Origin of the sequence: Corynebacterium ihumii, from assembly GCF_028609825.1 — a bacterium.
Classification (GTDB): Bacteria; Actinomycetota; Actinomycetes; order Mycobacteriales; family Mycobacteriaceae; genus Corynebacterium; species Corynebacterium afermentans.
Genome location: NZ_CP063190.1, coordinates 1619458 through 1646406, shown reverse-complemented (window position 1 = coordinate 1646406; position 26949 = coordinate 1619458). Strand labels below are relative to the sequence as shown.

The 26949-nt window shown below is 58.6% G+C and carries 17 protein-coding genes, 1 tRNA gene and 2 pseudogenes; 13 read left to right on the top strand and 7 right to left on the bottom strand.

Going from position 1 to position 26949, the window contains the following annotated elements:
* The first annotated feature begins 38 nt into the window (after positions 1-38).
* The 5 genes from CIHUM_RS08000 to CIHUM_RS07980 all read left to right on the top strand — a co-directional run bounded on the left by CIHUM_RS08000 (position 39) and on the right by CIHUM_RS07980 (position 7641).
* On the top strand, positions 39-779 hold the full coding sequence (locus CIHUM_RS08000; RefSeq protein ID WP_148363833.1) for a DUF6270 domain-containing protein: 741 nt from the start codon (positions 39-41) through the stop codon (positions 777-779).
* 218 nt (positions 780-997) lie between these two features.
* Positions 998-2356, top strand: a complete 1359-nt coding sequence (locus CIHUM_RS07995) for a hypothetical protein (protein ID WP_148363834.1) — start codon at positions 998-1000, stop codon at positions 2354-2356.
* Positions 2357-2403: 47 nt separating this feature from the next.
* Complete coding sequence (locus CIHUM_RS07990) at positions 2404-2751, top strand: hypothetical protein (RefSeq protein WP_148363835.1); 348 nt, start codon at positions 2404-2406, stop codon at positions 2749-2751.
* Positions 2748-5423, top strand: a complete 2676-nt coding sequence (locus CIHUM_RS07985; RefSeq protein ID WP_034998385.1) for a glycosyltransferase family A protein — start codon at positions 2748-2750, stop codon at positions 5421-5423. The genes CIHUM_RS07990 and CIHUM_RS07985 overlap by 4 nt, the downstream gene beginning before the upstream one ends.
* Before the next feature lie 190 nt (positions 5424-5613).
* Positions 5614-7641, top strand: a complete 2028-nt coding sequence (locus CIHUM_RS07980; RefSeq protein ID WP_158293369.1) for a heparinase II/III domain-containing protein — start codon at positions 5614-5616, stop codon at positions 7639-7641.
* A gap of 494 nt (positions 7642-8135) precedes the next feature.
* Here the strand turns inward: CIHUM_RS07980 and CIHUM_RS07975 are convergent, their stop codons facing one another.
* On the bottom strand, positions 8136-10025 hold the full coding sequence (locus CIHUM_RS07975) for an asparagine synthase-related protein (RefSeq protein WP_148363836.1): 1890 nt from the start codon (positions 10023-10025) through the stop codon (positions 8136-8138).
* A 131-nt stretch (positions 10026-10156) separates the two neighbouring features.
* On the opposite strand from CIHUM_RS07975, the gene CIHUM_RS07970 reads away from it, so the two are divergent.
* From CIHUM_RS07970 to CIHUM_RS07960, 3 genes are all read left to right on the top strand, one after another.
* Positions 10157-10999 (top strand): hypothetical protein, encoded by an 843-nt coding sequence (locus CIHUM_RS07970; protein ID WP_148363837.1) that lies wholly within the window; start codon positions 10157-10159, stop codon positions 10997-10999.
* Positions 11000-11394: 395 nt separating this feature from the next.
* On the top strand, positions 11395-16500 hold the full coding sequence (locus CIHUM_RS07965; protein WP_081634405.1) for a lamin tail domain-containing metallophosphoesterase family protein: 5106 nt from the start codon (positions 11395-11397) through the stop codon (positions 16498-16500).
* A gap of 66 nt (positions 16501-16566) precedes the next feature.
* On the top strand, positions 16567-17493 hold the full coding sequence (locus CIHUM_RS07960; protein WP_034999169.1) for an ornithine cyclodeaminase family protein: 927 nt from the start codon (positions 16567-16569) through the stop codon (positions 17491-17493).
* A gap of 3 nt (positions 17494-17496) precedes the next feature.
* Here CIHUM_RS07960 and CIHUM_RS07955 read toward each other — a convergent pair whose 3' ends face one another.
* The 3 genes and pseudogenes from CIHUM_RS07955 to CIHUM_RS07950 form a co-directional block, all read right to left on the bottom strand.
* The gene (locus CIHUM_RS07955) at positions 17497-17715 is read right to left on the bottom strand and encodes a type 1 glutamine amidotransferase family protein (protein WP_392389857.1); all 219 of its coding nucleotides are present in this window, start codon (positions 17713-17715) and stop codon (positions 17497-17499) included.
* Positions 17691-17792: pseudogene (locus CIHUM_RS11060) on the bottom strand (type 1 glutamine amidotransferase domain-containing protein); the annotation flags it as partial. The pseudogene CIHUM_RS11060 and the gene CIHUM_RS07955, both read right to left, overlap by 25 nt.
* 9 nt (positions 17793-17801) lie before the next feature.
* Entirely contained in the window at positions 17802-18800 is a 999-nt protein-coding gene (locus CIHUM_RS07950; RefSeq protein ID WP_034998392.1) for an NADP-dependent oxidoreductase, read from the bottom strand.
* 241 nt (positions 18801-19041) lie between these two features.
* Here CIHUM_RS07950 and CIHUM_RS07945 point away from each other — a divergent pair.
* Positions 19042-20221 (top strand): annotated as a pseudogene (locus CIHUM_RS07945) (IS1249 family transposase).
* Between the two features lie 126 nt (positions 20222-20347).
* Here the strand turns inward: CIHUM_RS07945 and CIHUM_RS07940 are convergent.
* Positions 20348-20420: transfer RNA gene (locus tag CIHUM_RS07940), tRNA-Asn, on the bottom strand.
* A gap of 133 nt (positions 20421-20553) precedes the next feature.
* On the opposite strand from CIHUM_RS07940, the gene CIHUM_RS07935 reads away from it, so the two are divergent.
* Positions 20554-20817, top strand: a complete 264-nt coding sequence (locus CIHUM_RS07935; protein WP_034998396.1) for a hypothetical protein — start codon at positions 20554-20556, stop codon at positions 20815-20817.
* A gap of 27 nt (positions 20818-20844) precedes the next feature.
* Positions 20845-21480 carry a hypothetical protein gene (locus CIHUM_RS07930; RefSeq protein WP_148363838.1) on the top strand — a complete coding sequence of 212 codons (636 nt, stop codon included), beginning with the start codon at positions 20845-20847 and terminating at the stop codon, positions 21478-21480.
* A gap of 233 nt (positions 21481-21713) precedes the next feature.
* Here the strand turns inward: CIHUM_RS07930 and CIHUM_RS07925 are convergent, their stop codons facing one another.
* On the bottom strand, positions 21714-22844 hold the full coding sequence (locus tag CIHUM_RS07925; RefSeq protein WP_158293370.1) for an XRE family transcriptional regulator: 1131 nt from the start codon (positions 22842-22844) through the stop codon (positions 21714-21716).
* Positions 22845-23705: 861 nt separating this feature from the next.
* Positions 23706-25262 carry an AbgT family transporter gene (locus CIHUM_RS07920; RefSeq protein WP_034999175.1) on the bottom strand — a complete coding sequence of 519 codons (1557 nt, stop codon included), beginning with the start codon at positions 25260-25262 and terminating at the stop codon, positions 23706-23708.
* A gap of 179 nt (positions 25263-25441) precedes the next feature.
* Between CIHUM_RS07920 and CIHUM_RS07915 the strand changes: the two genes are divergently transcribed.
* Positions 25442-26095 (top strand): DUF4230 domain-containing protein, encoded by a 654-nt coding sequence (locus CIHUM_RS07915; protein ID WP_051106338.1) that lies wholly within the window; start codon positions 25442-25444, stop codon positions 26093-26095.
* A gap of 177 nt (positions 26096-26272) precedes the next feature.
* On the top strand, positions 26273-26908 hold the full coding sequence (locus tag CIHUM_RS07910; RefSeq protein WP_051106339.1) for a hypothetical protein: 636 nt from the start codon (positions 26273-26275) through the stop codon (positions 26906-26908).
* Positions 26909-26949 lie beyond the last annotated feature (41 nt).

Below are 26949 nucleotides of genomic sequence, written 5' to 3'. Positions count from 1 at the left end.
TTTAAACTTTTTCGAATCTATTCAGTTTGCTCTAGAGCGTGAGGACAGAAGTGACATCACCGAGATACAGTCTGCTCATTATTGGCGGCTGCGTTAGTCGCGACACGGTCGACCCCCTCCTAGGAGAGTCCCTTGAGCTCAAGAGGTACGTAGCACGCCAATCCTTCATCTCCGCCGGCACTGATGCAACGAAACTGGTTCCCAAAGTCGACCTGCGCAGTCAGTTTCAGCGTCGAATGCTCGAAGCTGATCTTTCAGGTTCGTTATTTCGTGATGTCGAAGAGAATTCGGAAGTCGACTTGGTGCTGTGGGACTTGAATGTTGAACGGCTCGGCGCTTGGCAATTCGATGTGGACACGTTTGTTACAGACAGTGGAGAGTTCAGGCGGATCGAGAACTACAGCAGCATCACCACTGGTGTCCCCCATATAGACTTCGGCGAAGAGGATCACTTCCGAATATGGAAGGAGCGATTCTTCCAGTTCAAGGACGTGCTCCAAAGGAACGGGCTAGTTGAAAAGACGCTACTGTTAGCTCCTGACTGGGCATTGGTTGATGAAACTGGTGAGACTGTCGGATTGTTTGAGGCAGTAAAGGCTGGTGCGTACAACGCGATCTACCGGCGGTACTGGGACTTCGCAGAGGCAAACGGATTTGAGGTTCTGCGGATGCAAGATACAGTCGCTGAATCCCATCACAAGTGGGGGCCCGCGCCGTTTCACTACACTGAAGGTGTCTATGATGTCTTCCGTGAAACCATAATGGGGAAATTGGCATAATGCCCATTCGCAGCATTTTGAAGCGGCTCGCCACTCGGTGGCCTTTCGAGTCGTTATACCGGCGTGTGAGACCGGTGAAAACGAAGGTCTCGGCGTACCGGCAACGTGGTAGATCGTCTCGAGGCGCTGCGTTGCTTACACGATCTCGCAGAGTCGATGATGAGGTAACACCGTTTGGTAGGGGATACCTCTTCGTTAGAGGTGAGGAGCCGCATTTTGTGCCTAGCGGGTGGGAACATCTTTCCATCTGTGGCCTCGATCTCTGGCATGACGAGCGGGTGCCTATAGAAATCTGTGCACCAGACGAGTTCGATGGGGCTGCGATCCTCATCGGCACAGCGATTGATTCAGATTTGCATTCGAGTAACCAGTCCGAAATTTGTCGCAGTTTAATGGAAGCCGCGAGCAGTGGCTCGGGATTTCGGGCATTGGACGAGTACGTTACGTGGCTCGGAGGGAGGTTTGTCATTCTCATGGTCAACGGGGAGACCATGAGAATCTACGGAGATGCGACCGCAAGTCGTTCATGTTTCTGGGCCGAAACGGAGCGTGGTTTTGTCGCATCGTCACATTCGACCCTGACCGCCCGCGCTATCGATGAGGCAGCTACAGACAGGTCGCGTTCGTTTCTAAATCACCCCGACTACAAGAGCCCCGCTGGAAAGTGGCTGCCCGGAGCAATGGCGCCACACGATGCGGTCTCAATGATCACAGCGAACTGTGTCTTGACAGTGAATAAGAACGAGGCGAAGCATTCCCGGTTCTTTCCTTCGGAGGGCTACTCACCAAAGAGACGTGACGCGTTCGAAACAGCACGTCAGGTGGAGGAAGAGCTCAACCGCCAACTCGAGCTCGGAATAGATAGTAGAAAGCCTTTCTATTTCGGGTTAACCGCGGGCTGGGACTCGCGAGTGTTTCTCAAAGCGACCCTCCATCGACTGCATGCACTGAATGCGATTGCATTCACCTACCACTCCTTCGATAAGAACCCATCCCACTCCAGAAATGACCTGATAGCGGCTAGCCGCCTAGCCGTGGATTCTGACTTGCGGTTTTTGGTAATGGATTTGAAACCGTCCGATAAATCCAGTCGCTTCAGAAAGGCTTATGCAAAGACGTTTACAGGGTGGGCACGCTTCCCCGCATTGGCGGAAAACTTCTACAACGAACTCGACCATGTCGGTCAGGTGGCGATTCTGCTTGGGCCGGAGGTTGGCACTGTTTTTTATCGTGAGAGGGACCCATCGCTTCTGAACGCACGCGGCCTCGCTGCGAAATTCACGCAGTCGTCCTTTGCGGAGAACGCGGAATTGGTTCGCTACCTGGACTCATACATTGATTACACCCAGCTTGATATGAGTGAGCGCGCGACTTTCCACCCATTTGATCTCTTCTATTGGGAAAGCCGATTGAGCTCGTGGGCCGCCGGAGGTTATGCGGAGTATGAAATGGCGGCCGATGTAATATTGCCTTTTAATACGAGGAGGATTCTCGTACCGATGCTGGAGCAATCGTTTGAGGAGCGTCTGAGTAAGCGTGTCTATAAAATCATTTTGGATAAAGTTGACCAGCAATAACGTTGAGTGTGTCCAACCCCGATTGTCAAAGAGGAAGTATTAGCGGCGTGGCAGAACAAGTACGACCGGCCGATGATTTCGAATCATCTCAAGACGTAGCTGATCAAGTTCGGCGATTGACTGTCGAACTAGAGGAGACCTGCGACGCTCTGCTCTTTGAGATTGATCGAGATAGAAAACTCCTTGCCGGAATTCAAAAGCGAGATCGCAAAATTGCGGAGCTAAAACAGCGAGTCCGCGTCCTAGAAAAGAAGCTCGGTATCCCCGATGAAGAGCGCGCTGGCTTGCCATTCCTACCGAACTCTTTGCGTGGCAAAGACGTACCGCGGGGGGTTTTGCAGATTAAGAAAAAGTATTGGGCAATGAGAAGCACTTTTAGGAAGGCAAAGAAGTGAAGGACGCGGCCGTACAAAAACAGTTAGATCGCCTGGCTGAGCTGGAAGCTAAAGCCGAAGCAACCAAGTCGGCGTCCCGGGACCTTCGTTCGTACACTCGCACACTGGCATACCGCGATGCTCTGTCGGGCAAGCACGCTTTTTTGGACCCCACTAATTCTCGCGACGCTTATGAACAGCGCGTGAACTTTTATGACAGCGAGTTTTCGCAACGACTGGACGAGATGTTGGCTGAGGCTAATTCCCTGCCATCAATAAGCCACCAGCGCTGGGACAAGCGTAGGAACGTTCGAATTGGCATCATCGCCGATAGATTTCTTTACGAATCACTTCGAGTTGCTGCCGATTTCGTGCCTCTGACCCCAGAAAACTTGGACGAAGAGATTCCGACGTTGGACCTCCTGCTCGTGGTTTCCGCCTGGAGGGGGTTGGAGGGCGAATGGAATGGGTTCGGTGGCGAGAATTCTGAAGGGCGTCGGCTTTTCTCCGAAAAGGCCGCTCCGCTTGCTCGGTCGCTTGACATCCCGATCGTTTTTTATTCGAAGGAAGACCCGCCAAACTTTGCAAAGTTCCTTGGTCTTGCGAAGGAAGCGGACTTCATCTTCACGTCCGCTGAAGAAAAGGTGCCCAAGTATCAGGAAGCAGTAGGGGAAGGAACACCGGTCGAAGCCTTGCGTTTCGCGGTCAACTTTGAGCGAACCAACCCCATCGGAAGCGAACGGTTCGACGGGAACGATGTAGTTTTCGCGGGATCATGGCTAGCGCATAAATACAAGTCTCGAGCAACCGCAGCAAGGAAGATTTTTAAGGGGATCCAAGACTCCCATCTTTCACTTTCGATCTTTGATCGAAACGCGGATTTGGATCAGAGCGAATTCAAGAGCGATCTATCTCGTTACAATTACCCAGACGACTTTCTTCCGCATTTGCGGAGACCGATCTCGCACGAAGACGTTCATCGCATTCAACGGCTTCTTCCTTTTGGGGTTAACCTGAATTCAGTTACCGCGAGCTCAACCATGTTCGCCAACCGCGTTGTAGAGCTATTGGCGACCGGTACGACCGTTTTATCTAACTACAGCAACGGAGTAAATTCCCTTTACCCGTATGTTGCAATCGTCGATTCTGAGATAGACGCTCAGCAGTTCGTTGATAACTTGAGCACGGAGCATTTCCGCTACGGGCGAGCGAGCGGCATCCGAGACGTATTCCTCAATGACACTGCCTTTGAACGAGTCGATCAAATCCTCGATGTGGTTGGAGTGTCGCATGCTAGCACCGAGCACCGCATTCTCGTAGTCGCTGATGACGAGCAATCTTTTACAAATTTCGTGGCTTCTCAGGACGGAGATTTCGATCTTGAATGGGTCACGCGGGCTGAGCTTGCAGAAATGCAAGGCAGCGAGGGAGGCGATGTAGTCATCTTCGCAGACAATATAGCTATTGAGTCTCCTTTCTTGGTCGCGGACGCGGTTGCTGCTTTCCGCTACAGCGACGCCGATGCAGTAGAGCTTTGCTCAGTAGATGACCCGAGGACCTGTTATGAATTTGTAGAGCCGGGGCCGAGGTCTTCTCTGCAGGTTGTTTGGCTGGAGCCGGGGGAGACCTTTGGTACCGCACCCATTGAGCGGGCGATTTTGGTAAGGACCGCGGCCGTTACTGACACAGTTTTTCCTTCGCCGGATACGAAGGAGCTGACCGTTATTGTGCCTGTCTATAACAATGGCCGGTTCTTGATTCACAAATGCTTCCAATCGCTGCGAAGGAGCAGTGTCTTCCCGAAAGCAGAAATTCTTCTGGTTGACGACGGATCGACCGACAAGGAAACTCTTCATGCGTTAAACGTGCTTGAACAAGTTTACGAGAATGTCTCAGTTTTCCGGTTCCCACCAGGAGGATCAGGCAGCGCTTCCCGCCCCCGCAACAAGGGCCTTGAGCTCGCTCGCACAAAGTTTGTTACTTACCTTGATCCAGATAACGAGCAAGTGGGCGATGCCTACGTCCAGCTTCTCGAGCTGATGCGCTCTGAGCCGCTTTCATTTGCTCTCGGGAACATGGTGAAGTTTAAGGGAACTCGAAGTGTCATCAACAACTCGTGGCACCTCAAGAAGTCTCTTAAATCAGCTGGGGTCATACGAATCGGAGAAGGGATCTACAATCTGGGCGGCAACAACCGAGAGTTGCTGTCCACAGCTGAGTATCAGCCGATGAGTATTCAAGCACTCATTGCTGATACCGCTTGGCTTCGCAGCACGGGAATTGAGCAGCCGGAGGGCGCTGTCGGGCAGGATTCCTACTTTTTCCAGCAGATGCTTTATTACGCGGGAAAGATTGCAGCAGTGCCGACACCTGTCCATATCTACTATGGGGAAGTTGCGAATTCAACGGTGAATGACATTTCGGTGAACTTTTTTAGGAAGTACCTTCCTTTGGAGAGGTCTCGATCGACCTGGCTCGAGGAAATCGGCCTTATCGATCACTATTCGAGTACGCGGTTCATGACATTTCTCGAAAAGTGGTATTTAGTGAAGTTGAAGAGCGTGGTTCCAGCAGACCGGGCAGAAAGCATTTCGCTTCTGTATGAAATTGCTTCAATGTATGGCGACCGTGTAACAGAGGAACCGCGATTTAGAGCTTTGATGGCTGAAGCGGAAGCGGAAGGGTCGGCTTAAGGGGCCCAACGCACCGAGACGGTCTTGTTGGAACTATTTGGAATTTCTCAAAGAAGACGTCAACACGTCGAGCCCACCCCAGGGGCAACTTTCGCGACAAGAACCATGGACACCAGAAATACGACTGAACACTTTCACGGAAAGCCCCAACCATCTGTGCTTTGATTGGCCTACCAAGGAGAAAATGCAATTGGCTGACGTAGCAATACAAATTGAGCCTGAAGATTTCAAGATCGGGGATGCAACGAGCATCGTTATCCCTCATCGGGGACCTTCGAATTCGCTAAGCCTTACCGTTAGACAGCGGTGGACATCGCGCTACAGAGGTTACTTTTACTGGTCGATTAAAGTAGGCGACCTTGAAGTTGCAAGGTGTGACGGATCTGCAACGAAAGATGATGTTGAACTGACCATTTTCGGGGTAACTGAGGCTGATTCTGTAACGTTTTGGCTTGTTCCACTGAAAAATCAGATCGGTAGAGAATCGTGGTCCCGGGCGTCGAGATCGTTGATACAGGGTATTAATACGGCATCCATCGGTGCGTTGCCGCCCGAGGTAGCTCTCTATGCCGTCGCCTCCAGCAATGAGGTTGAAGTGAGGAGCTACACGCAAGCCGATTTAGCGGCAATAGGCACATGGCGAGATGGTTTGGACACATCTCTCCCCTTGCGTCAGGAGGTTAATGCGGACGAGAGGTTCCCAGAAACCGCCGTAAGCGACTATAGATCCCTGCGCCGAGGGGAACTAATTCTAAAGCCCCACAGAAGTGTTCGCATGGACCCATTTGATTGGAATCGACCTGAAAATGGCGATAATAACTGGCACTTCCAGCATCATACTTTAAGGTTTTTGAACCCGGTTCGGCACCTTGCGCAGAGAGGCAATGAATCTGCACGACGTTTCTGGCTAGAAGGGGTAAGAACATGGTCTGAAGTACACGGGGTGCCAGAGAAATCCCCCTCTAAGTGGGCGTGGGTGGACATGACTGACGGGTTGCGAGCTATACAGCTGAGTTTGGGGGCGTCTCTCGCAGGCCCGAATGACGCTTGGTTCCGGCAGCTCTTGGTCGTGCACCGGGATTGGCTATTAAAAGAAGAGAATTTGCGGCCCCGTAACCACGGGATGCATCAGCGCGCCGGCTTATTCGTAGTCAGCTGCGCCTTGAAGGATGAATCGGCGAAGCAGACGGCGGTCGCTTGGCTCTATGATCTTTTTTGGGAGACTTTTCATCCCGAAGGAACGGATGATGAAGGTGCCCCAGCGTACTTGCTCTACAACGTTAAGTGGTGGACGCAGGTATTCCGTCGGCTTGCAGCCGAAGGCGTAGACATACCCGTCGAGATCTACGAATCGTTAGCACGTTCCAAACGGATTTTGAAATTGCTGGAAACCCCTTCTGGTAAGCTGCCACCAATTGGTGATACATCATTCTCTGCGCGTATCCCGAAGGAAGTGGAGGGAGAGCCCTTCTTTAGGGACGTTGACCCCAGCAGGCTCAAGTTCGATGATTTGAGTGTCTTAGATGCAGGGTACGCAATAATGAGGGACGAGAAGAGCTATGCGCTCGTTAGATTTGGTGAGCCCGGTAAGGGACACCACCACCATGACAAAGGCTCGGTCATATTCAGTGATGGTATTACCGACTGGCTGACTGACCCAGGGTTTTATGGGTATCAGTCAAAGAATCCTATGCGGCAGAGAACGCTTTCTAGGTCTGCTCATAACGTCTTTGAAGTTGAAGGATTTAACGGGGACAAAAGAGCTCCCGTTTTACTCGAAAGAGCAAATGATAGTCATGATGCGATGACGGTGGAGCTTGTAAGTAAGAGTATCGAAGATTCACAGGGTCTCTGCGTTCATCGTATAATTCAACGCGTATACGAGGAACAAGAGTGGAGAGTGGTTGACTGGTTTACCGCTAAGGGGTCTGAGCCAAGGAAGGCCCGACAGCACTGGCTGGTTGCACCAAGTGTTGATGTTCAACATATGTCAGACGCTATCTACCTGCTCGCGAAGAACGCCAAAGTGAAGCTGGTTCCGAGTGCAGGTTATAGGTTTCCGGTAGATATTGAGGTGGTTGAAGCCTCTAATACCAGCGAAGTTGGTTGGGTAGGCTGTGGTTATGGTAAGCGGCGTCCGGGGACTCAGATTACCTTTAGTGCAACGCTTTCCCCCGGAGAGGAGCTCTCGATGATCGTCCGGAAACTCGACGATTGATGCGGGAATTATGCAGTTGAAAAGTCCGAGATCTATTGATTGATGCACCAGGTTTGGGTAGTCGCTCGGATACCCCACATGGCGATGCTCGGTCAAGAATCTACCGCGATTGTTCGTCGGACTCATGGCAGAAGGGGCGACGAGATCGGTCGCTGCGGTATTGATCTTTAAGTCTCCCTTTGATGCGAGAGTTTCTCGAGCTTTTGGTGTGGATGTCCCTGGCTCGAGCAGGAGCAGCGGGTAACCCAGCCTCTCAGTGCAAGAATGGAGGCCACCCGGCAGCCGATCACAACCCGCAGTGTCCAACAAGCCATCAAACAACGCGTCCAACAATTGACCAGACTCCGCGTCCAATGACGCGCAGGATTCCATATCCAAAAGATGTCAAGGCATGACAGATCTGAGCCCCACGTTATCGTCCAGTGGTCTAGGCCTAGATGAACACGGGGCTTAGCAGGAAGGGACCACTATATTGTCCCTAAGTGCTCTCAGGATCAAGAATCTAAATCTGAGTAAAAACTAGTTGTTTTCCCATCTTTGAAACCTTCTTCGTAGAATACGGAGACGCTTGTTCTGGTGGCATCGCTCCAAGACCGATCGTTCTTCACCGCTCTTAGGGGATGAATCGATATCTCTACTGTCTCGTCTTTTTGGAGGTTGTAAACGGACGCGGTGATTGGGCGACCGACCTTCGCTCCATCTATTTCCAGTACTAGTTTTTCGTTGACATGCATAGTCAATTCGAAGTAACCGATGCCTCTCTGAGCTTGATAAGGCTGAGTTATCTTAAAGGTAAAGTTACCCGGCTTCGGCGCCGAAAATCTAGCCACAACGCTGAGATTAGGATCGAAACATCCCGAAGGTACAGAGAATGAGCGGGGACCTGGTTCTGCCAGAGGCGTGTCCTCGTAAGTGCTCCGAGAACGGAGAAAGATACCAGTGAATGGATATTTCTCTTTTTCATCTTGAAGTCTCTGCTGCCTCCAAGAAGAATAAATAGACGGTTCTGTATTGGAAGGTGAGAGGTTTAACTCTGGCGCTCTTCGGTTGATAAGGTCGCGGAACACAATCCCTGCTGACCGTTCAATCGCGGGAAAAGATTGAAAGATTTCAAGGATGTCGCGACTAGCGAAGGGGATGAGCGTATCGAATGCGGGATCGAGTTCGTTCTGGATTTCGCTTAGCCATTTACCGTTCTTCAATTCCCAGTGTGCGAGTGGACCCCGGCCGAACACAGGCATAGTTTCGTCATAGCCCAACTCGCGCAGTCGCTCTGTTGGGTCAAAAGGTAGGTTCTTCCGGCCTCGGCGCGCTAAAGTCTCAAAAGAAATATCGGGTACTTCCACGCGTCGAACGATCTCAACGGCGTTGCCCCTAATATTAAGGGTAGAACGATCTGAGAAGGCTGAAACGTACAGTGGTACTAGCGCTCGGCCATGATTTCCCGGGGAATTGGCTTCGATAACCTCTGCGAGTCTACCTTCGTTGTAGGTGGGCTTGTCCTCGAGCAGATCGAAAAACAGGCTGTCCCGAACTTTGGTTGATGCTAGGACGCGCTGGGCTTGCTCGAAATCACGGGACATTGTTGCGCGAAAGTATCCACTCTTTCGCTCGTCGAAGTGTTTCTGGTAACCGTACGTGTATGTTGTCAACTTCTCCCAAAAGGGCCGTAGGAGTGCTAGAAGGAATCTGCTGTCCATCCCCCCAGAAAAAGCAATGGCGAGCTGCTCATAGGAGTTTAGGTAGTTGGCGACAACTCGGTCGAATTTCTCCTCGACCAAAGACAATTTTGTGTCGTCATCAATACCCACGAACCTATTGGTACCAACGGGGTAGAAACGCGCGACAGAACGATTTGTGAAATTCAATCTGAAGTTCGGCAGCAAAATACGAACACCTTCGGCCATCGTATAGTCCGCTGCCCAACGTGTAGACTTGAACGCTGACCCGATTTTAGGATGCGTTTCGAATTCAAGCAGCAATTCTAAATGGGAGGCAACCAAAGAGCTTTGGGTGGAGTAGTAGATTGTCCGATTGCCTAGTGCGTCGCCGTAAATGAACGTCTCGGAACCCTTTCCGAGGATAATGAAATGTCGACCTGCCATTTCGTTCAGAATGGACTCAAAATCCTCTAACGACCTTTCTGCGGCAGACAAAAGAATGGTGGAAACGTTTTCAGCTCGTGACGCAGAACCCATAGCCCAGTGGCCTTGAATGTACACGAAAGTTCCACTGTCCGAAGCGGAAAACTCGTGAGTGGATGCCGAATCTCGTTGTAAAAACAGGCCGTTTGGGAGAGCGATTTCGCTGTATTGATCGACTGGCGACATTCTATCGCTGGAGAGGACGAATCCATTAAAATAAGGTCTTATTCTCGAGTTCATTTTTCCAAGCTTAGCTGTCGATGGTTAGTAGCGTGGATGCGTGGTCGAATGAATTCGACATAACAAGGGACTGGCCATAGGGCAAATAATGTGGCTGGCCAAATCAAAAATGAAGGCAGAGCGGAGTTGAAATGGTTGAAGATCGCGTTCATAAGGTGTCGCTCGAAATGATGGCCTCGCTTGTAAGGTCTGAGGCGCGTCCAAATGCCGATCTAAGGCTCTTGGTGGAACTTGACGGGGTCCAGTTCCCGATTTTAATCAACAGGCATCCGAAGTCGGAACGGCTTCTCGTTCTCTACAATGGTGCTGTGGACCGTAAGAGGTCGAGCACTGGAATTGTGTTTCAGCGCTCAAGCTGGGTTGGCGAGTTCAATGCTACGCGGATTCACTTCGCTGATCCAACAATTTTACCTTTTCCTGATATGTCAATTGGATGGGGTCAGCTCTCGAAAAACGCTTGGGCAATTCCAGGTTACATTTCCATTCTGAATCTCATTAGGAAAGACTTGAATGGGATCGGCGCAAGTAAGACGTTGCACTACGGTAGTTCCGCTGGCGGATTTCAAGCGATGATGGCTGCTTGTTTAGATCGCGGTAGCACGGCTTTGGTGAATAATCCTCAAACCGACGTAACCCAATTTTGGCCGAATGCACAAGCGAAACTATTCCGCAACGTATTTGAAGACGATGAAGTTGGTACGGAATCCCTTGCTTTGTATCCGTGGAGGTTTAGATGTCTGGATTTCTTTGAGCGCGAAGGATACATTCCAAATCTCCGTATCGCGTCAAATATAGCCTCCGAGAAGGATTTTCGGGGGCATCTGCTTCCTTTCGTAGAGGGGCTTGGAAGAGTGAATGACAGCGGGAATAAGGTTAGTATCGATGCGTACTGGAATCGGAGGCAGGCGCATAATCCCTTAGGGAGAAACGCGACGATTCAACTAGTTAACAGGGAATTGGCGCAGCTAGCGTAGATTTACTTCGATCAGCTGATCCAAGGGTCAGGGGGGGATTTCACCTTTTATCCTACGGGTGGGGATCAATCGTGCTAAAGGGTGGGCGTAAAACCGGAATTTTAAAAAGGGGCCTTGACAGGCATGCCGTAGGCGAATGCTAAGCATGAATTCCGTTCCCGGTGCGTGGAAGGGGTCGCCAGGTAATGATTTCATCGGCTTGATGTTTCTAAGTTGTCGTGGTTAAAAGGGCTCAGCTGTAACTGGAATGAACTGGATGTCTTGAGCGTGGTTTGCCGGAGAAAGTTAAGTTAATTCACATTTCACCTTAAGATAATCGCAAGTTCCCATTTCACCTATAGGTTCCGTTGCATGCGCCCCAGAAAGGGGCGCAACGTATTGCTAAGGAACGGAAAATGGGTATTCGGAAACGGGCGGTGCGTGGTTGCACCGCCCTTGTGTCCAGTGTCGTCATCGCGCTGCCGGTCGTCGCAGCGGTAGCACCGGCGAAAGCGGCGGACGTGTCCGCGCAGCAGGGTGGCCAGGTGGTCATCAGTGAGGTCGCAAACGGCGGCCCTGGCGGCTACCACGACAACTTCATCGAAGTTGCTAACTGGGGCAACGAGGCTGTAGACGTCAGCGGCTGGGAGCTATTCCGCTGCACTGGCACGGGCTCGGTGGCATCGGCGCCGCAGAACACGCTGCAGGGCACGATCGGTGCGGGGGAGCGTTGGCTTTTCGCGCGGGAGAGCGATCAGTCCACAATCGCGGATGCGGACGTGAAGCAGCGGTACTCCACGTCGCTGGCCAACGAGTCCTACGGCGCGCTGCTGCGCGATAGCTCGGGCGAGGACGTCGACGCTGTAGCGGTCCAATTCCCGGGCACCGCCAACCAGGCGTGCGGCGAGGGCACTGTGCTGGCCAACACCACGGACTCCGCCGCCGGCGAGAGCTTCCAGCGCACCCAGGACACCGACGACAACGCCGCGGATTTCATCCGCGCGCCGCGCACCCCGGGTGCGGAGAATGCCACGGAGCCGTCGGCGGCGCCGAAGCGCGGCGACGTGCTCATCTCCGAGGTCGCGCACACGGGCGCGGATGGGGAGGGGCTGATTGAGATCGCCAACTTCGGCGATCAAGAGGTCGACGTCACGGATCTGCGCGTGGACGTGGTCAACCAGTTCGGACGCCGTTTTGCGGGGTATGCGTGGGCGGAGCGGATGCCCGTCGAGAAGCTTCAGCCCGGTGAAGCGGTTGTGGTGCCGCGCGATGAAAGCGGCCGCGACTTCAGGGAGGGGGCCGCGGGCGTGGTGCTCTACCACGCCTCCGGTGACATCTGGGACCGAGTCGCCTGGGCGGACAACCAGGATTCCGCCGCAGCCGACGGCACGCCGCTGCCGTACGCCAGCCTGGACGCCGCAGACGGCATCTCCTACCAACGCGTCTCGAATACCGGCGACAACGCCGCGGACTTCGTCGCTGCGAAGCGCACCGCGGGTGCGATCGAGGTGGGCGAAGCCGCCGAGGAGAAGACACCCGAGTACACCCAAGAGGAGCCACACACCACCGGTGGGGCGAACGTGCTGGTCTCGGAAATGACTAATACCGGCCCAGACGGCAACGGCGACATCTTCCTCGAGCTGCAGAACTACGGTGATGCGCCGCAAGACATGACCGGCTGGAGCGTGTACCGCTGCATCGGCACCGGCGTGCGCGCGTCTGTGCCGCAGGTTTCCGCCGAGCAGCTGGACGGCGTGGTGTTGGAGCCCGGCCAGCGTTTCACAGCGGGCCGCTCCGGGCAGGCGGGCGCGGATATCCGCGCAGCGCAGGACACCACGTTCGGTATCTCCTTTGCCACCCAGTACGGCCTGCTCGTTTTCGACCAGGACGGCAAGATCGTGGACCGCGTCGGGTCCGCACGCGCAGACGTGGAGAGTTTCTGCGCCATGGGCCAGCCACTTCCCGGCGTGCTCAACGGACTGCATGGGGAATCCTGGCAGCGCGTGGATATCACGGGCGATGACCGCAAGGATTTTGTGGTGGCGGAGAGGACCCCTGGGCGCCGCAACGCAGAGGCCCCGCAGCACCAGCGCGTGGATTCGCCGGTGAAGATCACCGAGGTCACCAACGGCGGCCCGGGCGGCGCCGGCGACAACTTCTTCGAGCTGACCAATACGGGCGATGCGCCTGTGGACGTCACCGGGTGGCAGGTGTACCGCTGCACCGGCACCGGGCGGGTGTACGACGGCATGCTGCAGCTCAATCTGCCCGACGGCGAGATGGCACCCGGCGAGGTGTTCACCGCCGCGCGCACCGGAGTGGACTCCACGGTGGAGCGCCCGGACGCGACTTACGGCACATCCTTCAACGCCGTCAAAGGCTTCGGTTTGATGGTGGTGGACAAGGACCGCAACGTCGTGGACTCCGTTGGCGTTTTCGACCGCGTCGATTCCCCGTGCACGGCGGGTGAGCCTTTGAGCGACACGCTCGATTTCGCCTCCGGCGAGTCCTACCAGCGTGTCGCGTTTACCGGCGACAACGCCAAGGACTACGTGCGCGCGATCCGCACCCCGGGCGAGTACGACCCGGACGTTGAGGCCATTGAGGTGCGAAAGCCCAAGATGGGCGATGTGGTGATCAACGAGATCGCCGCCGGCCGCCCGGATGACAAGGGCGGGCAGAAGGCGCAGTACATCGAGATCATTAACAACGGCTCCACGCCCGCGGATTTGTCCGGGCTGCGTGTGGACTACTGTGCCGCCGACGGGCGCCGCATGCTGGAGCCGGCAGCGGTGGTGCCGGACGGGCTCTCGCTGACTCCGGGCGGCGTGCTCACCGTCGCGCGTCCGGAGGCGGGCGTGAAGGATGCGCTTACCACCGACGCCACCTTCCAGCAGGAGGGCTACGGTGCCACGATCACGGATGCCGCAGGCACGCTTCTCGACGCCGTCGGTGTCTACTACGACGACGTGGGCAAAGTGACAAACGCGCCGGAGGGCCCGTGCTCCTCCGCCGGCGTGCCGCTGGATCGCCGCATGCGGTATACCTCCATCGAGGAGGCGCAGAAGCACGACTACGCCTGGCACCGAGTGCAGTCCACCGGCGACAACTGGGCAGATTTTGTCACCGCGCCGGCCACTCCGGGCTCGGCGGACGGCCCGGAATACCGCGACGTGACCGAACCCGTAGAGGGCTCACTCGATCCGGTCGAGGTCGAGCGCGCTGCTCGCACCGGGGTGCCTTCGCTTTCCGTCGGCACCTCGCTCACCGCCACCGGCACCGCCGACGCCGACGTGACCGCCTTCGGCGCGAAGACGGCAGCAATCGATTGGGAGAAGTCAGCCGGCTTCATCGGCGCGTCCCCAAGGGCGGCGCTGGAGCAGCGAGTAGGCGAGGGCGAGACCCGCGCCGCGGACGTCCGCAAGATGGACCAGGCGCAAGACACCGGCCGCGCGTTCCCGTACCAGCGCTTCGAGCTGGCGGTGGAACGCCCCGAGGACAACGTGGTGTCGATCGCGTGGCGCGGGCATTCTCGCGACCGCCACGAGCTGCAGATGTACTTCTTCAACCACACTGTTGGCCAGTGGCAGCGTGTGGATACGGCGGCAGGTGAAGAGGGCGCCGACGTCACTCTTGTAGGCACTGGTGCTGTTGCCGATTTCTACCGCGACGGCACCGTGGACGTGCTGGTGCAGGACGGCAAGCGCGTGGCGGATCCGTTCAGCGACTCCAACGGCGAGACGAACCAGATGTTCAAGACCCCGGGCGAGTACGACCTCGCCGTCGCGCACGTGACGGATTCGCAGTACCTCACCGAGCAGAACCCTGCGTCGTATACCCAGATGATCGCGTGGTTGGCCGCGAACAAGGATGCGCGCGACATCATCGCATCCGTGCACACCGGCGACGTGATCCAGAACTGGCTGCGTGGCAATCAGGAGCCGGATCGTGCGGTGCTGGAGTTTGAGCGCGCCTCCGAGATCATGAAGATTTTCGAGGATGCCGGGATGCCCTACGGCATCCTGCCGGGCAACCACGACAACGTGTGGGGCGCATCCAACGAGATGTTCAACGAGTACTTCCCGGCTTCGCGCTACGAGTCCAACTCCTGGTGGGGCGGCCACGGGCCGGACGGCAACGCGTCGAACTTCTTCACCATGGAGCGCGACGGCGCGAAGTTCCTCTTCCTGCAAATGGGCTTCGACTCCTCCGAGGAGGAGATCGACTGGGCAGACAAAGTCATCACGGACCACCCGGACCACAACGTGATCTTCTCCACCCACGAGTATCTGCGTCCCGAGGAGGACGCCCGCTCCAACCCGGACAACGGACGCTGGACCGCCCAGGGCGACCTGCTGTTCGACCGCCTGGTCGAACCCCACTCCAACGTCGTCCTGGTCTTCTCCGGCCACCTGCACGGTGTGCGCCAGCGCATCACCGAACGTGAGGACGGCACCCGCGTCATCGAGACCGTTGCGGACTACCAGTCGTACGAGGAAGACGGCGCCCGCGACGCCCTGTACACGCGCCTTTACCAGTTCGACCTGGATTCCGGGAAGGTCGCGGCCAACGCATATTCACCGCGCCTGCAGTCTTTCGAACCGTGGAAGAACGACCCGCGCGATCTGGGCTACACCCCGGAATCCGACGAGTTTGTCTACGACGCCGACCTGCAGTACGACAAGCAGGTGACCACTTCCGGCATCGCCGCCTTTGGCGCACCGGTGGAGCTAGGATCCGCTCAGCTTGCCGACGGCACCGCCGCCGAGTTCGCCTGGGACGACCTGGAACCGGGCGCGGAGTACCTCTGGTACGCACGCGCGCAACGCGACGCCTCCGCCACCGGCGGCCCCGACCCGCGCTACTCCGACTTCCGCGTGTTCACCGCGCCCGCGGAGGCAGAGGAGTCCCCGGAGACGTCTGCGCCTGAAACCTCGGCGCCCGAGACCCCGGCCGAGCAGCCCACCGCAACCGTCACCGCGACCACCACGACGTCTGTGTCCGCAGACCCGGTGACCCACACGGAAACCGCTACGGAGACCGTCAAGGAGACCGCCACGGAGACCGAGAAGGTCACCGACACCGAGCCGGCGGTCACACACCGCGAAACGGTGACGACCTCGACGACCGTGGTTACCCCGACCACGGTGATCTCCACCGCAAAGGAGGTCTCCACCGCGCCGAACACGACGGTGACCAATTCCGTGCCCACCACCGTGGTCACACCGACGACCGTCACCGCACCGACGACGGTGGAGGTGCCGACGACGGTGCCCACGACCGTCGAGAAGCAAGGCGACCGTGTCACCGAGACCGTTACCGAGACCAGCGGTGGTGAAGAGCAGTTCCCAGACGAGAGCAGCTCCGTGACCGTTGGCTCGAGCGTCACTATCACCCCGCTGGGCATCCTGCTATCCCTGCTCGGTGCGCTGGGTGCGGTCGGCCTGATTGCCGTGTTGCTCGATTACATGGGCATTAACCTGCAGGAGTACTACGAGCAGTTCCTCGACATGCTCCCGTAAACCAGGCTCCCAGGCGAGTGGATGCGGCTGCGTTGCGCCGCGTCCACTTTTTATATGCTCGGCCGCATGCGCAATCTGGGTTATGACGAGGTTCTGTCCACGGTCACGCCACGTGATGCCGTCGATGCGTTACGGGAGGTACTGAAGGGCGGGTTCGACCCAGCCTCCGATCCGCACCGGCAGAAGGTGGCCCTGCCGCATGGGGAGATGCACCTGCTGCCGTCGGCGCTTGATGATGCGGTCGGGGTGAAGGTGCTGGGGATTCAGCCGGCGGGATTGACTGTCGATGTGCCGCTGGTGCAGGGGTCGTATTTGCTCATGGGTGGGGAGACGCTCACACCGGAGGTCGTGATGGATGCCGCGGCGCTGACGGAGGTACGGACGTCGGCGGTAGCTGTGGCAGGGGTGGTGGACCGGTTGCGGGCGTCGAGCGAACCCTTGGAGTGCGTGATCGTCGGCGCGGGTGTGCAGGGGCGGGCGCATGCGCGCACGGTTGTGGACGTGCTTGAGGGGGTGCGGGAGGTGTCGGTGACGTTTACCTCGCGGAGCGAGCCGGCGGATCTGCCGTACCCGTGGGTTCAGTCGGGGAGTGCTGCGGCTGATGAGGTTTTGGGGCGTGCCGGGTTGGTTGTGGTGGCGACGAGTGCGGGGGAACCTGTGGTCGTCGATAGGCAATTGCGCCCTGATACGACCGTGCTTGCCGTGGGGGCGCACACGGTGGACACGCGGGAGTTGCATGAGGATGTGCTGCGGGGCGCGCAGGTGATCGTGGAGGATGTGGGGGCTGCGCAGCGGGAGGCCGGTGATGTGGCGATCGCGGTGGAGAAGGGGGCGCTTGCGTGGGACGACGTGGCGACGATGGCTGAGGTTGTGTGCGGGGAGGTGGCGCTGGATCCGGCGCGGCGGGTGGTGTTTAAGACTGTCGGGATGCCGTGGGAGGACCTGGCGGTGGCGAGGGCTGTCGCCCGCCAGGTCCAAACTGGGCCTAGGTGACGCTTAGGCGAGGTCCTTTACCAGGCGCTCCGCGAGCTCCTTGGACGAGGACGGGTTCTGCCCGGTGTAAAGGTTGCCGTCGACAGTGACGTAAGACGCCCACGGCTCATCGGCCTTCTGATACTCGGTTCCGAGGGTGACGAGCCGGTCCACGAGCAGCCACGGCGCCTTGTCAGCGAGACCGCCGGCGCGCTCTAGGGCGTGACCAGTTCTTCGGCCCAAAAGCCGGTGGGGTGGGGTGTGCCGTCGTTAAGCGTCCAGTGGTCTGCTGCCGTAACGATCATAAGAACCTTGGTCATGGTGTCCTCCTAAACCTTGACGATCATCTTGCCGGTGTTGCCGCCCTCGAACAGCTCGAGGAATGCGGTCGGCATGTTGTCGATGCCTTCGCGCACCGTGGTCTCGAACGTGATGGAGCCATCGACGACGAGCGGGGCGATCTTCTCCTGGAACTCCTTGGCAAGGTGGGAGTACTGGCCCACCACGAACCCGCGCAGCGTGAGGCACTTGCCGATGGACAAGCCCAGATTTCGCGGCCCCGGCGCCGGTTCCGTGTCGTTGTACTGCGCAATGGCTCCGCACATGGCGATGCGGCCGAACGTGTTCGCGTTCTGGATCGCAGCCTCGAGGTGGTTCCCGCCGACGTTGTCGAAGTAGACGTCGATGCCTTCCGGCGCCGCCTTGGCCAGCTGGCCGTTGACGTCGCCGTCCTTGTAGTTAAAGGCTTCGTCGAAGCCGATGCTTTTGAGGTATTCGATTTTCTCCGCGGAACCCGCGGACCCGATCACCTTCGCAGCTCCGAGGTGCTTCGCGATCTGTCCCGCCGCGGAGCCCACAGCGCCTGCCGCGCCCGAGATGAACACGACGTCGCCTTCCTTCATCTCGCCGACGGCGGTCAGCCCGACGTAGGCGGTCAGACCCGTCAGGCCGAGAATGCCCAGGTATGCCTCGGCAGGCGCGATGATGGTGTCGATCTGCTCCGCCTGGTCCTCATTCAGGACGGCGTGAGTGCGCCACCCGGCGAAGTGCCGGACCGTGTCGCCCGCTTTGAACCTGCTGGAGCGGGACTCAGTGACTGTGCCGATCGCGGTGCCGTTGAGTGGCTCATCGATCTGGAACGGCTCGATGTAGGACTTCACGTCGTTCATCCGCCCGCGCATGTAGGGGTCGACGCTGGAAAACGTGTTCTCGACGAGGATCTGGCCGTCGGAGAGCCCCGGCAGCTCCACATCTTCGAGCCGGAAGTTTTCGTTTGTCGGTGCGCCTTCCGGACGGGAGGCAAGGACCCATTGCTTCGCTGCAGTCACGCTGTGCTCCTTAGTCGTTGTTCTCTGAATGTTCGGTCTTTGCCGGAACATCGGGTGGAACGTCGAGAGGGCTGTTGCTAGGGTTAAGGGTCAAAATGTGTGTCCGGAATCGCGGATTTTCACGGATTGACCTGTAGGTTTCCGGAAAGTATATGCTCCGGAAGCATATATCTAGCCCCCGACGGGAAATCCTCGGTGTGGCAGCGGTGGTGTGCTATGTGCGGCGTGGTGTGGTGTCGCAATGTCAAAGAACCAACCTCGCTGCTACTGCGGCGGTGAAATGAAACGCAACGGCACTACCAGCAAAGGCACCACCAGATGGCGCTGCAAACAATGCGGCGCCTCCAGCGTGAAACACCGCGGCGACATCACCAACGTGGCAGTGTTCACCCAGTTCATCGAGCATTGCACCACCGCGACATCACTCGACGACCTAGCCAAACGAAACGGTGTTAGCCGCGCCACCATGAAGCGGCGCTTCAAGTGGTGCTGGTTCGTTGATGTGCCTGACCCCACCGCCGGCCACGACAAGCGGGTCTACGACCAGATCTTCCTTGACGGCACCTACACCGCTGGCGGCTGCTTGATCGTCGCGGCGACCATCGACCACGTGATTGCCTGGCACTGGTGCAAACACGAAACCACCCGCGACTACCAACTGCTGCTTGAACGCATCGAAGCCCCACTCATCGCCGTCATCGACGGCGGCCAAGGCACATACAGCGCGATCAAAGAAGTGCTGGCCGACCACGAAAATCCAACGCTGCCTCGTCCACGCCCAACGCGTGGTACGCCGCTACACCACCAGCAACCCACGCACCGATGCCGGGCGCACCATCTACCGACTTGCGCTGAAGCTGACCCGGATCACCACGCTGGATGAAGCCGCCGCATGGGGTGCGCAACTGCACGAGTTCTCCACGATCTACCGGTCATGGATGGACGAGAAAACCCTGGTCAAAGACCCCAAAACCGGTGCATGGACACGGGTGTGGACGCATCACAACGTGCGCAAGGCCTACAACAGCCTCAACCACCTATTCCGGTCTGAGCTGCTGTTTGTCTATCTCACCCCACCAGCAGCAGTCCTTGCGCCCGAGCGGATCAAATCCACCACCAACAGCCTGGAGGGCGGGATCAACGCCCAGATCAAACTGCTCGCCAGAACCCACCGCGGCAGGTCCGGTGAACGACAACGCCGCATGCTGGATTGGTGGCTCTATTTAAAAACGGAGCTGCCTGACGATCCAGTACGAATCGCCAGGCAGTCCGACTGGGGCCAGGGCCAACTCGCCAAAGTATCCACCCTGACCCGAAACGAGAACCAAGCCGACCAAGAAACCGGACGACCAGCCCTCTACGACAACGCTATCGACACCGACTACACCCACTCAATCGGCATCCAAAAAGGCCAAATCTAACCCCCACGACACGCCGGGCCAGACACACTTTTTGACCCTTAACCCTGTTGCTATTCCTGTTGACTCACTGCGAAATGAAAAATACCCCGCGACCAGCTGGTGCTGATTGCGGGGTGAAAGAACTTGCTCCTCCAACTGGGCTCGAACCAGTGACCCTTCGATTAACAGTCGAATGCTCTGCCAACTGAGCTATGGAGGAATATGTTGCCGTTGCTCTCGCTGTGCAACGAGATGTAACAATAGCGCGGGTTGGTTGTGTTGCCCAAATCGGCAGGTTGAGTGGTGTTTTCGGCCGTGGTTATGTGGCCGAGTTTTGGGGTAGGGTTTCGGGCATGTTGATTCCGGTAGGTGGATTCCGAGTAAACGCCGTCGCGTGGGGGCTCGCGGGCTTTGGCGTGGTGTGCCTGTTGTCGGCGAACCGGCTGGCGGATTGGCGGGCGCTGACGTTTCTGGGTCTGGCGCTGGTCGTTCCGAGCGTCGTTTGGCTGGCTGCAGACAAGTGGTTCTCGCGGCCGCGTGGGGTGCTGTGGTGGGTTTTGGTTGCCGCTGCCGTCGCACTGGGGGTGTGGGGAATTGCGTTGTTCCCCTCGAAGTGACGGGCATAACGCGATAAAGTGGCGGGCATGAAGAAACCAATGCTTGCCCTCGGCGTCGCCGCCGCCGTCACCACCTCCGCCGTCATTGCGCCAGCCACCTTCGCTGAAGAGGGCGCGAACACTACCGACACGGGTTCCTCTGCGGATTCGGGGGAGGCCGAAGGTTCGTCGTTAAGCACGGGCGCAATTATCGGCATTGCCCTCGGCGTGCTGGCCGCTGTGGGCGCCGGCGGGTACTTCGCGGTGCAGCAGGGCTTACTGGAGCTGCCCGAGGGGCTGGACCCGGCGGCGGCCGCGGGGCTGTCCTCGCTCGTGCCGGCGCTCGCGATCCCAGGGCTGACCAAGAAGGACAATGGCGCGGCTGCTGGTGGCTCTTGCGCGCCGCAGGCGTTTGACGCGGTGGTGCCGGAGTGGCCGCACTTCACCGGCACGTCCGTGATTTTCTGCGACGGCAAATGGGCCATCGCGGGTGCGAACCAGACGGACTGGATCCTGTACTTCAAGAATTCCAACGGCAAGTGGGCCGTGATCCCGACCGCCGGCACGAAGCAGACCGGAATGTCGCGCGGATGCTACAACGGTCTGACTCTGCGCGAGCAGGGCGCGCCGGAGGAGTTCATTCGCCAGGCGCCGATTTGTACGCCGGCGGAGATTGGGAAGTAGTTCTTCGGGGGCGCTTGGGGCGCTTTGGGGCGCTGGGGGCCGGAGCGCTGAGGGGGGGAGTTGAGCCGGGAGCGCGCTGTGGCGCTGCCGGCTTTTCTTGTGTCCAGGGCGGATCAGTGTTGTTCGATTTTGGCGTATAGGCGAAAACCTGAATTCGCCGACGGGGGAGGCAGTGATCGCTCCCTGAACTCGCTGGTCTCACCCCTGGCAGAAGTCAGAAACGAGCCAGGATTTCAGCGCACCACGCGGAGCGCAGGGCGGGCTGGGGTGCTTGTTGTCCGGGTAGCGCTCGAGACCGTGTGGGGTTGGGCGCTGAGCATGAGCGCGTGCAGGTCTCGTGGCGGGAGCTTTGTTTCATCGGCGATGTTCGAGATGCTGGCGCCACCATTGGGAGAAAGCACGTAATCGAAGATGCGCGAGCGATCGTATTGCAGTGTGCTGCCGGGCTCGTCCGTCTGGAAACCGCGCGCGGAGAGGGCGGTCAGGTGGGAGTGGTATTCTCGCTCGCTGAGTTTCCCGTGGTGGTAAGCGGCGCGAAGCATGGCCATGGCTGACACCTTCAATGCGGTCTTGAGCCGGAGGATGTCGTCGAGGCTCGCATGCAGGCGAAGGTGTGCGTGAACTATGCCGGGCGGGATGAGGAAGTCGGCGGCGAACTGGTTGGCCTCGTCCTCCTCGCGTGCTCCGTTGCGTGGATCGTCGGAACTGTGAAGCAGCAGGTGCCCCAACTCGTGCGCGAGGTCGAAACGAGTGCCCTCGGGGGTGCGACGACGGGCCAGGAAAATAAGCGGCTGCTCGCCGTCCCACATAGAAAACGCGTCCACCGCAGAGGCTGCGGGCGGCAGGCCCATGACGGCGATGCCGAGGGATTCGGCGAGCTGGACCGAGTTTGGGACTGGCCTGTCGCCGAGCTGCCAGATCGTGCGCGCATGGCGGGCTGCCTCCGAAGGCGTAAACCCAGAAAAATCAGGGAGGTCAGGCTCTGGGAAGTCGAAGTTGCGTCGCAGCCAGGCCAAAAGTGTGCTGGCGTTTGCCCCGGATGCGACTGCGACGCTCTTCTGCCGTAGAGTCGCGCGGCTGCCAGCCCGAAAGAGGGTGGAATCCGTCGCGGGGATTTCAAGCTCTTCGGAGACGAAGTAGCCGGCGGTGAACCCGAGCGCAGATTCGAGGCGCTCGAGGATGGACTCTGTGCGGGAAGGCGGTGGGCCGTCGTTCTCCCAGCGGGCAAGCGTTGCTGGAGCGATGTCGAGATTCGCCGCCAGCTCCGCTTTAGTGAGGCCTCGGCGCAGTCGCGCGACCGTAATCCGGGACGGCGAGATGCGGGCGGAGTTAGTTTCCGCTCGCTCGCGAGATTGTGAAATCAATGTCATCGTCCTCGGTCCCGAAAAGATCTGGCTGGGCCATAGCGAATTCCGGATGAATCGGTTTGAGCAGAACTCTAACGTCCCACGCCTCGACCTCTCCGTCTTCGGAGATGGAGGCTGGGCGCGAGAACTCGCTACGGAGCTCCTCATGCTCCTCATCATAAAAGTACAGAAGCAGCCATTCACCTGGCGGGGGAGTGTGGCGAGCGTCAGGTGTACGTGACGCGGGTGTAAAAGGGCCCAGCCCTATCTGTAGCTGGTTTGAGGCGTTGACGGATTGAATGGTGGAAACCCCTTTTCTCCGCGCCAAACCCGGTGCTGCATTTCGGAGGCCGGTAGCTGAGTTGCCAGCGGCTGCGACGAACTTCATTTGGTTATCAACGTGGACAAGGAGCGGGCGGTTGTCCGGGTTCGCCATTTTCCAGTTGTTGCTTTCGCAATGGAACTTTCGGATGGAGTAGTTAGTCTCGGATCACTGATAGTAACCAGGGGCAGTCACGGGGTGGTACACCTCGCAGTTCTGTCGCTGCGCGAGGCCCTCGGTGAGAGCAACGGCAAGGCAGTCTGCATCGATATCGCGTTTTGCGAGGTACTCCCTAGCTTCACGGGACGGGATGATCGTTGTGTTCTCGGTGGGTGATGGCGTTGTCATGGTGGCTCCTTCCGGCCTCGTCGGGTGTGAAGCTGAAAGTAGCGCACGGTGCCGACATTCCCATCAGAGATTAGAACAGACGTTCTGGCCGAAGAGCCGTCGATACGCAAGAGTGCCCCTCGGCAAAGAATTCGAACGGAAGACTTCGAAATCTGCGGTTGACCGGCCGACAGCGCCCGGGAAATCCCGGGACACCGGCCCACAACGAGCTACACCTGGTACCCCATCGGCGAGCCGGGGCCGAGGGGGATGCCCAGGGCGTACCAGATCATGAAGAAGATGAACCAGCCCACCAGCATGGACACCGCGTACGGCAGCGCCAGCGACATCAGGGTGCCCACGCCGGCCTTCTTGTAGTACTTCTGCAGGAAGGTCAGCGCGAGGGCGAAGTAGGGCGACATCGGGGTGATGATGTTCGACGGCGAGTCGCCGATGCGGTAGAGCATCTGGGTGACTTCGGGGGAGACGTCGACGTACATCATCATCGGCACCACCACCGGCGCCATCAGTGCCCACTGCGCGGAGCCGGAGGTGATGAACAGGTTGATCAGCGTGACCATGAGTGCGAATGCGGCGAAGAGGATCACGTTCGGCAGGTCCCAGGACTGCAGCAGCTCCGCGCCCTTGATGGCGGTCCAGGGGCCGAGGTTGGACCACTGGAACCACGCCAGGAACTGGGAGACGGCGAAGAACAACACCAGGATCGGCAGGAGGGACTCCATGCCTTTGGCCATGAATTTCGGGATGTCTGCGGCGTCGTTGATGGTGCCCACGATCAGGCCGTAGACCAGGCCGGTGGCGAAGAAGATCAGGGCGATCGGCACGGCGATGGCGCGGATCAGCGGCGACTCCATGAAGCCCTCCTCGGGCCGCGCGAACGGCGAGCCCGGGATGAACAGCAGGGCGAAGTAGGCGGCCAGTGCGATGACGAGGGTGATGCCGGCCCAGGCCAGGCCCTTGCGCTCGAGTGGGGTCAGCGACAGGTCGTCATCGTCGGTGAGGTGGGCATCGTCGGGTTCGTTGGACTCGTCGAGTTGCAGTTCGTCCTCGTCGATGTGGTCGTGGTCGACAAGGTTCTCGGCCTTCTTGTCCACGAACAGCTCGGTTACCGCCGTGATGATCAGCGACAGCACCACCGCGGACGGGATGACAAAGAAGATGTTGGCGAGCGGGGAGACTTCGTAGGCTTGGTCCACCAGCTGCGCGGCGGAGGTGGAGATGCCGGCGAGCAGCAGGTCCGTGATGTTGAGGATGAGCGAGGAGTTAAAGCCTGCCGACGACGCCGCGAACGCCACCATCGCACCCACCACCGGCGAGCGGCCCACCGCGTGGAAGGCCATGGCACCCAGCGGGATGATGATCACGTAGATGGCGTCCGAGGCCACGGAACCGGTCACGCCAGCCAGCGCGACCATGAACGTGAGCATCTTCGGGCTGACCTTGTCCACCATCGCGCGCACCATCGCCGCGAGCAGACCCGTTTGCTCCGCCACGGCCACGCCCAGCATCACCGCCAGGATCACGCCCAGCGGCGGGAAGGCGATGAAGTTCTCCACCGCGTCGGTGACCATCCGCGAGATGTTCTCGCCGGTGAGCAGGGATTCGACGTGGATTTCCTCGCCGGAGGCCGGGTCGGTGGCGGACAGGCCCGCCTTGCTGGCCAGCCAGGACGACACCGCCACTACGCCGGCGAGGATCACGAACAGCCAGAATGGGTCCGGTAGTTTGTTGCCGATTCTTTCAATCCAGCCCAGGAAGCCGCTCATGCCCTCCTGGTGCTGGTTGTTGTCCTTACGGTCCGCGTGGCGCTCCTGGTCTGAGCGATCTTGCGGGCCGCTTTTTACTTTGGTTGATCCAGTCATGGTGGGTCTTCCTGGTCGGCGAAAATTCGTCGTGAAAAGGTGAGAGCCACCTTACATTTTCTCGGCGAAGTAAGGTAAACGAAGTGAGCACGAAATTGCAGATTTCCCCGCGCGACACCCGCCCAACCGGCTGCTTCGGCGCGCTGGCCTCCGTCATAGCCGTGGTCGCCATCGTGGCGCTCGTCTTGGCGCTGACCCGCCCGGCGCTGCTCAGTCGGTCGGAGGGGGAGGTGGCGTCGACGACCATTGGTGCGTCGTTAGGCGATATTGCCCAACTTGCCACCGAGGAATACGTCTTCTCCGACGTAGGCAAATTCGACCAGGAAGGCCTCGAGGTACTCGGCGTGCGCGTGCCGTTTACCGGGCGCAACTTCCTGGTTACCTACGACGGGCGCGTCACCGCCGGCATCAAAGACGCCTCGCTTAGCGACGTCCACCTAGCCGACGATGCCATCGAAATCTCACTGCCGAACGTGGAGGTGCTCGAATCCCACATCGACGCCGACAGCGTCAAGGTGTACGACCAAACCATGAACCCCATCAACCAACTGCGCGTGGAAGACGTCACCGGCTTCATCGCCGACCGGGAGGCCGACGCGCGGGAGAAGGCTATCGCGTCCGGGCTTCTCGACCGCGCCGGGCAGCACGCCGAGGAGCTCGCGCGAGCACACGTGACGGCACTGGTGGTCGGGACGGACATGGAGGACTACGAGGTGCGCGTTTCGCAGACGCGGTAGGGGGGTGCGCTTTTCGGGCGCGCTTCTTTTGCCCTCCGCTCGCCAGATCCCGCAAACCCCTAGTAAGCCCTCCCGAGTATGGCCGAAAATGGGGCTTAATAGGGCTCGCTTACTAGGGGTCTGTGCCCGAACCGGCGAATTCAGGTGCGATAGCGCAGCGCGCGGTAGTCTTTTTGCATGCGTAAAACCCTCACTGCCGGCGTTGTCGCCTGCGCCGCCGCTGCTGCCGTAGTTCTGCCTGTCGCCGAAGCTGCCGACGCGCCCGATTCACCCGACACGCCCGTCGACCCGGGATTCTCCCGCGTCTGCGTCGTCGAGTACAACGCCGACCAGGTGCCCGCCCTGGCCGCCGGCCTCAACGCCGACGACATCCTCTACCACTCCGGATCCCGCGCCGACGCGCTCGCGCTGTGGGCGAAGGAGCAGGACGAGCTGCGCGCCGGGCTCGGCGAAAATGGCTGGGGCTCGGTGAAGCAAACCGATGACCTGCAGCTGTGGCCCGTCGAGGAGCACACCACCAGCTCAGTGATCGCCGACGACCTGGGCAGTTCCAAGACTAGCGCGCCGTCCACCTTTGACACCCTGTTCAGCGCCGGCGAGGTCGCCTACTTCAAGTCGGCCGCCTCCTACACCGCGCAGCGCTTCCAGGACTGCGGCAAGGACATCAACCGCACCAAGCCCGCCGCGCCGTCGAGCTTGGGCTCGAAGCTCGCGCCGGGCGCAATCGCGGGCATTGTCGCCGCGGTGTTGGCAGTGCTCGGGGTTGGCGCGGCGTTCGCGGGCATGATCCCGGGCGTGGCGCTGCCTTTCTAAAGCGCCTGATTGTTGCTCCGCGCTGCTAGACCGTCCAGACC

What these genes read in the sequence shown, in the direction of transcription:
- CIHUM_RS07975 (WP_148363836.1), bottom strand. Translation starts at nt 10,025, where the DNA reads ATGAACTCGAGAATAAGACCTTATTTTAATGGATTCGTCCTCTCCAGC.
- CIHUM_RS07970 (WP_148363837.1), top strand. Translation starts at nt 10,157, where the DNA reads ATGGTTGAAGATCGCGTTCATAAGGTGTCGCTCGAAATGATGGCCTCG.
- CIHUM_RS07965 (WP_081634405.1), top strand. Translation starts at nt 11,395, where the DNA reads ATGGGTATTCGGAAACGGGCGGTGCGTGGTTGCACCGCCCTTGTGTCC.
- CIHUM_RS07960 (WP_034999169.1), top strand. Translation starts at nt 16,567, where the DNA reads ATGCGCAATCTGGGTTATGACGAGGTTCTGTCCACGGTCACGCCACGT.
- CIHUM_RS07935 (WP_034998396.1), top strand. Translation starts at nt 20,554, where the DNA reads ATGTTGATTCCGGTAGGTGGATTCCGAGTAAACGCCGTCGCGTGGGGG.
- CIHUM_RS07930 (WP_148363838.1), top strand. Translation starts at nt 20,845, where the DNA reads ATGAAGAAACCAATGCTTGCCCTCGGCGTCGCCGCCGCCGTCACCACC.
- CIHUM_RS07920 (WP_034999175.1), bottom strand. Translation starts at nt 25,262, where the DNA reads ATGAGCGGCTTCCTGGGCTGGATTGAAAGAATCGGCAACAAACTACCG.
- CIHUM_RS07910 (WP_051106339.1), top strand. Translation starts at nt 26,273, where the DNA reads ATGCGTAAAACCCTCACTGCCGGCGTTGTCGCCTGCGCCGCCGCTGCT.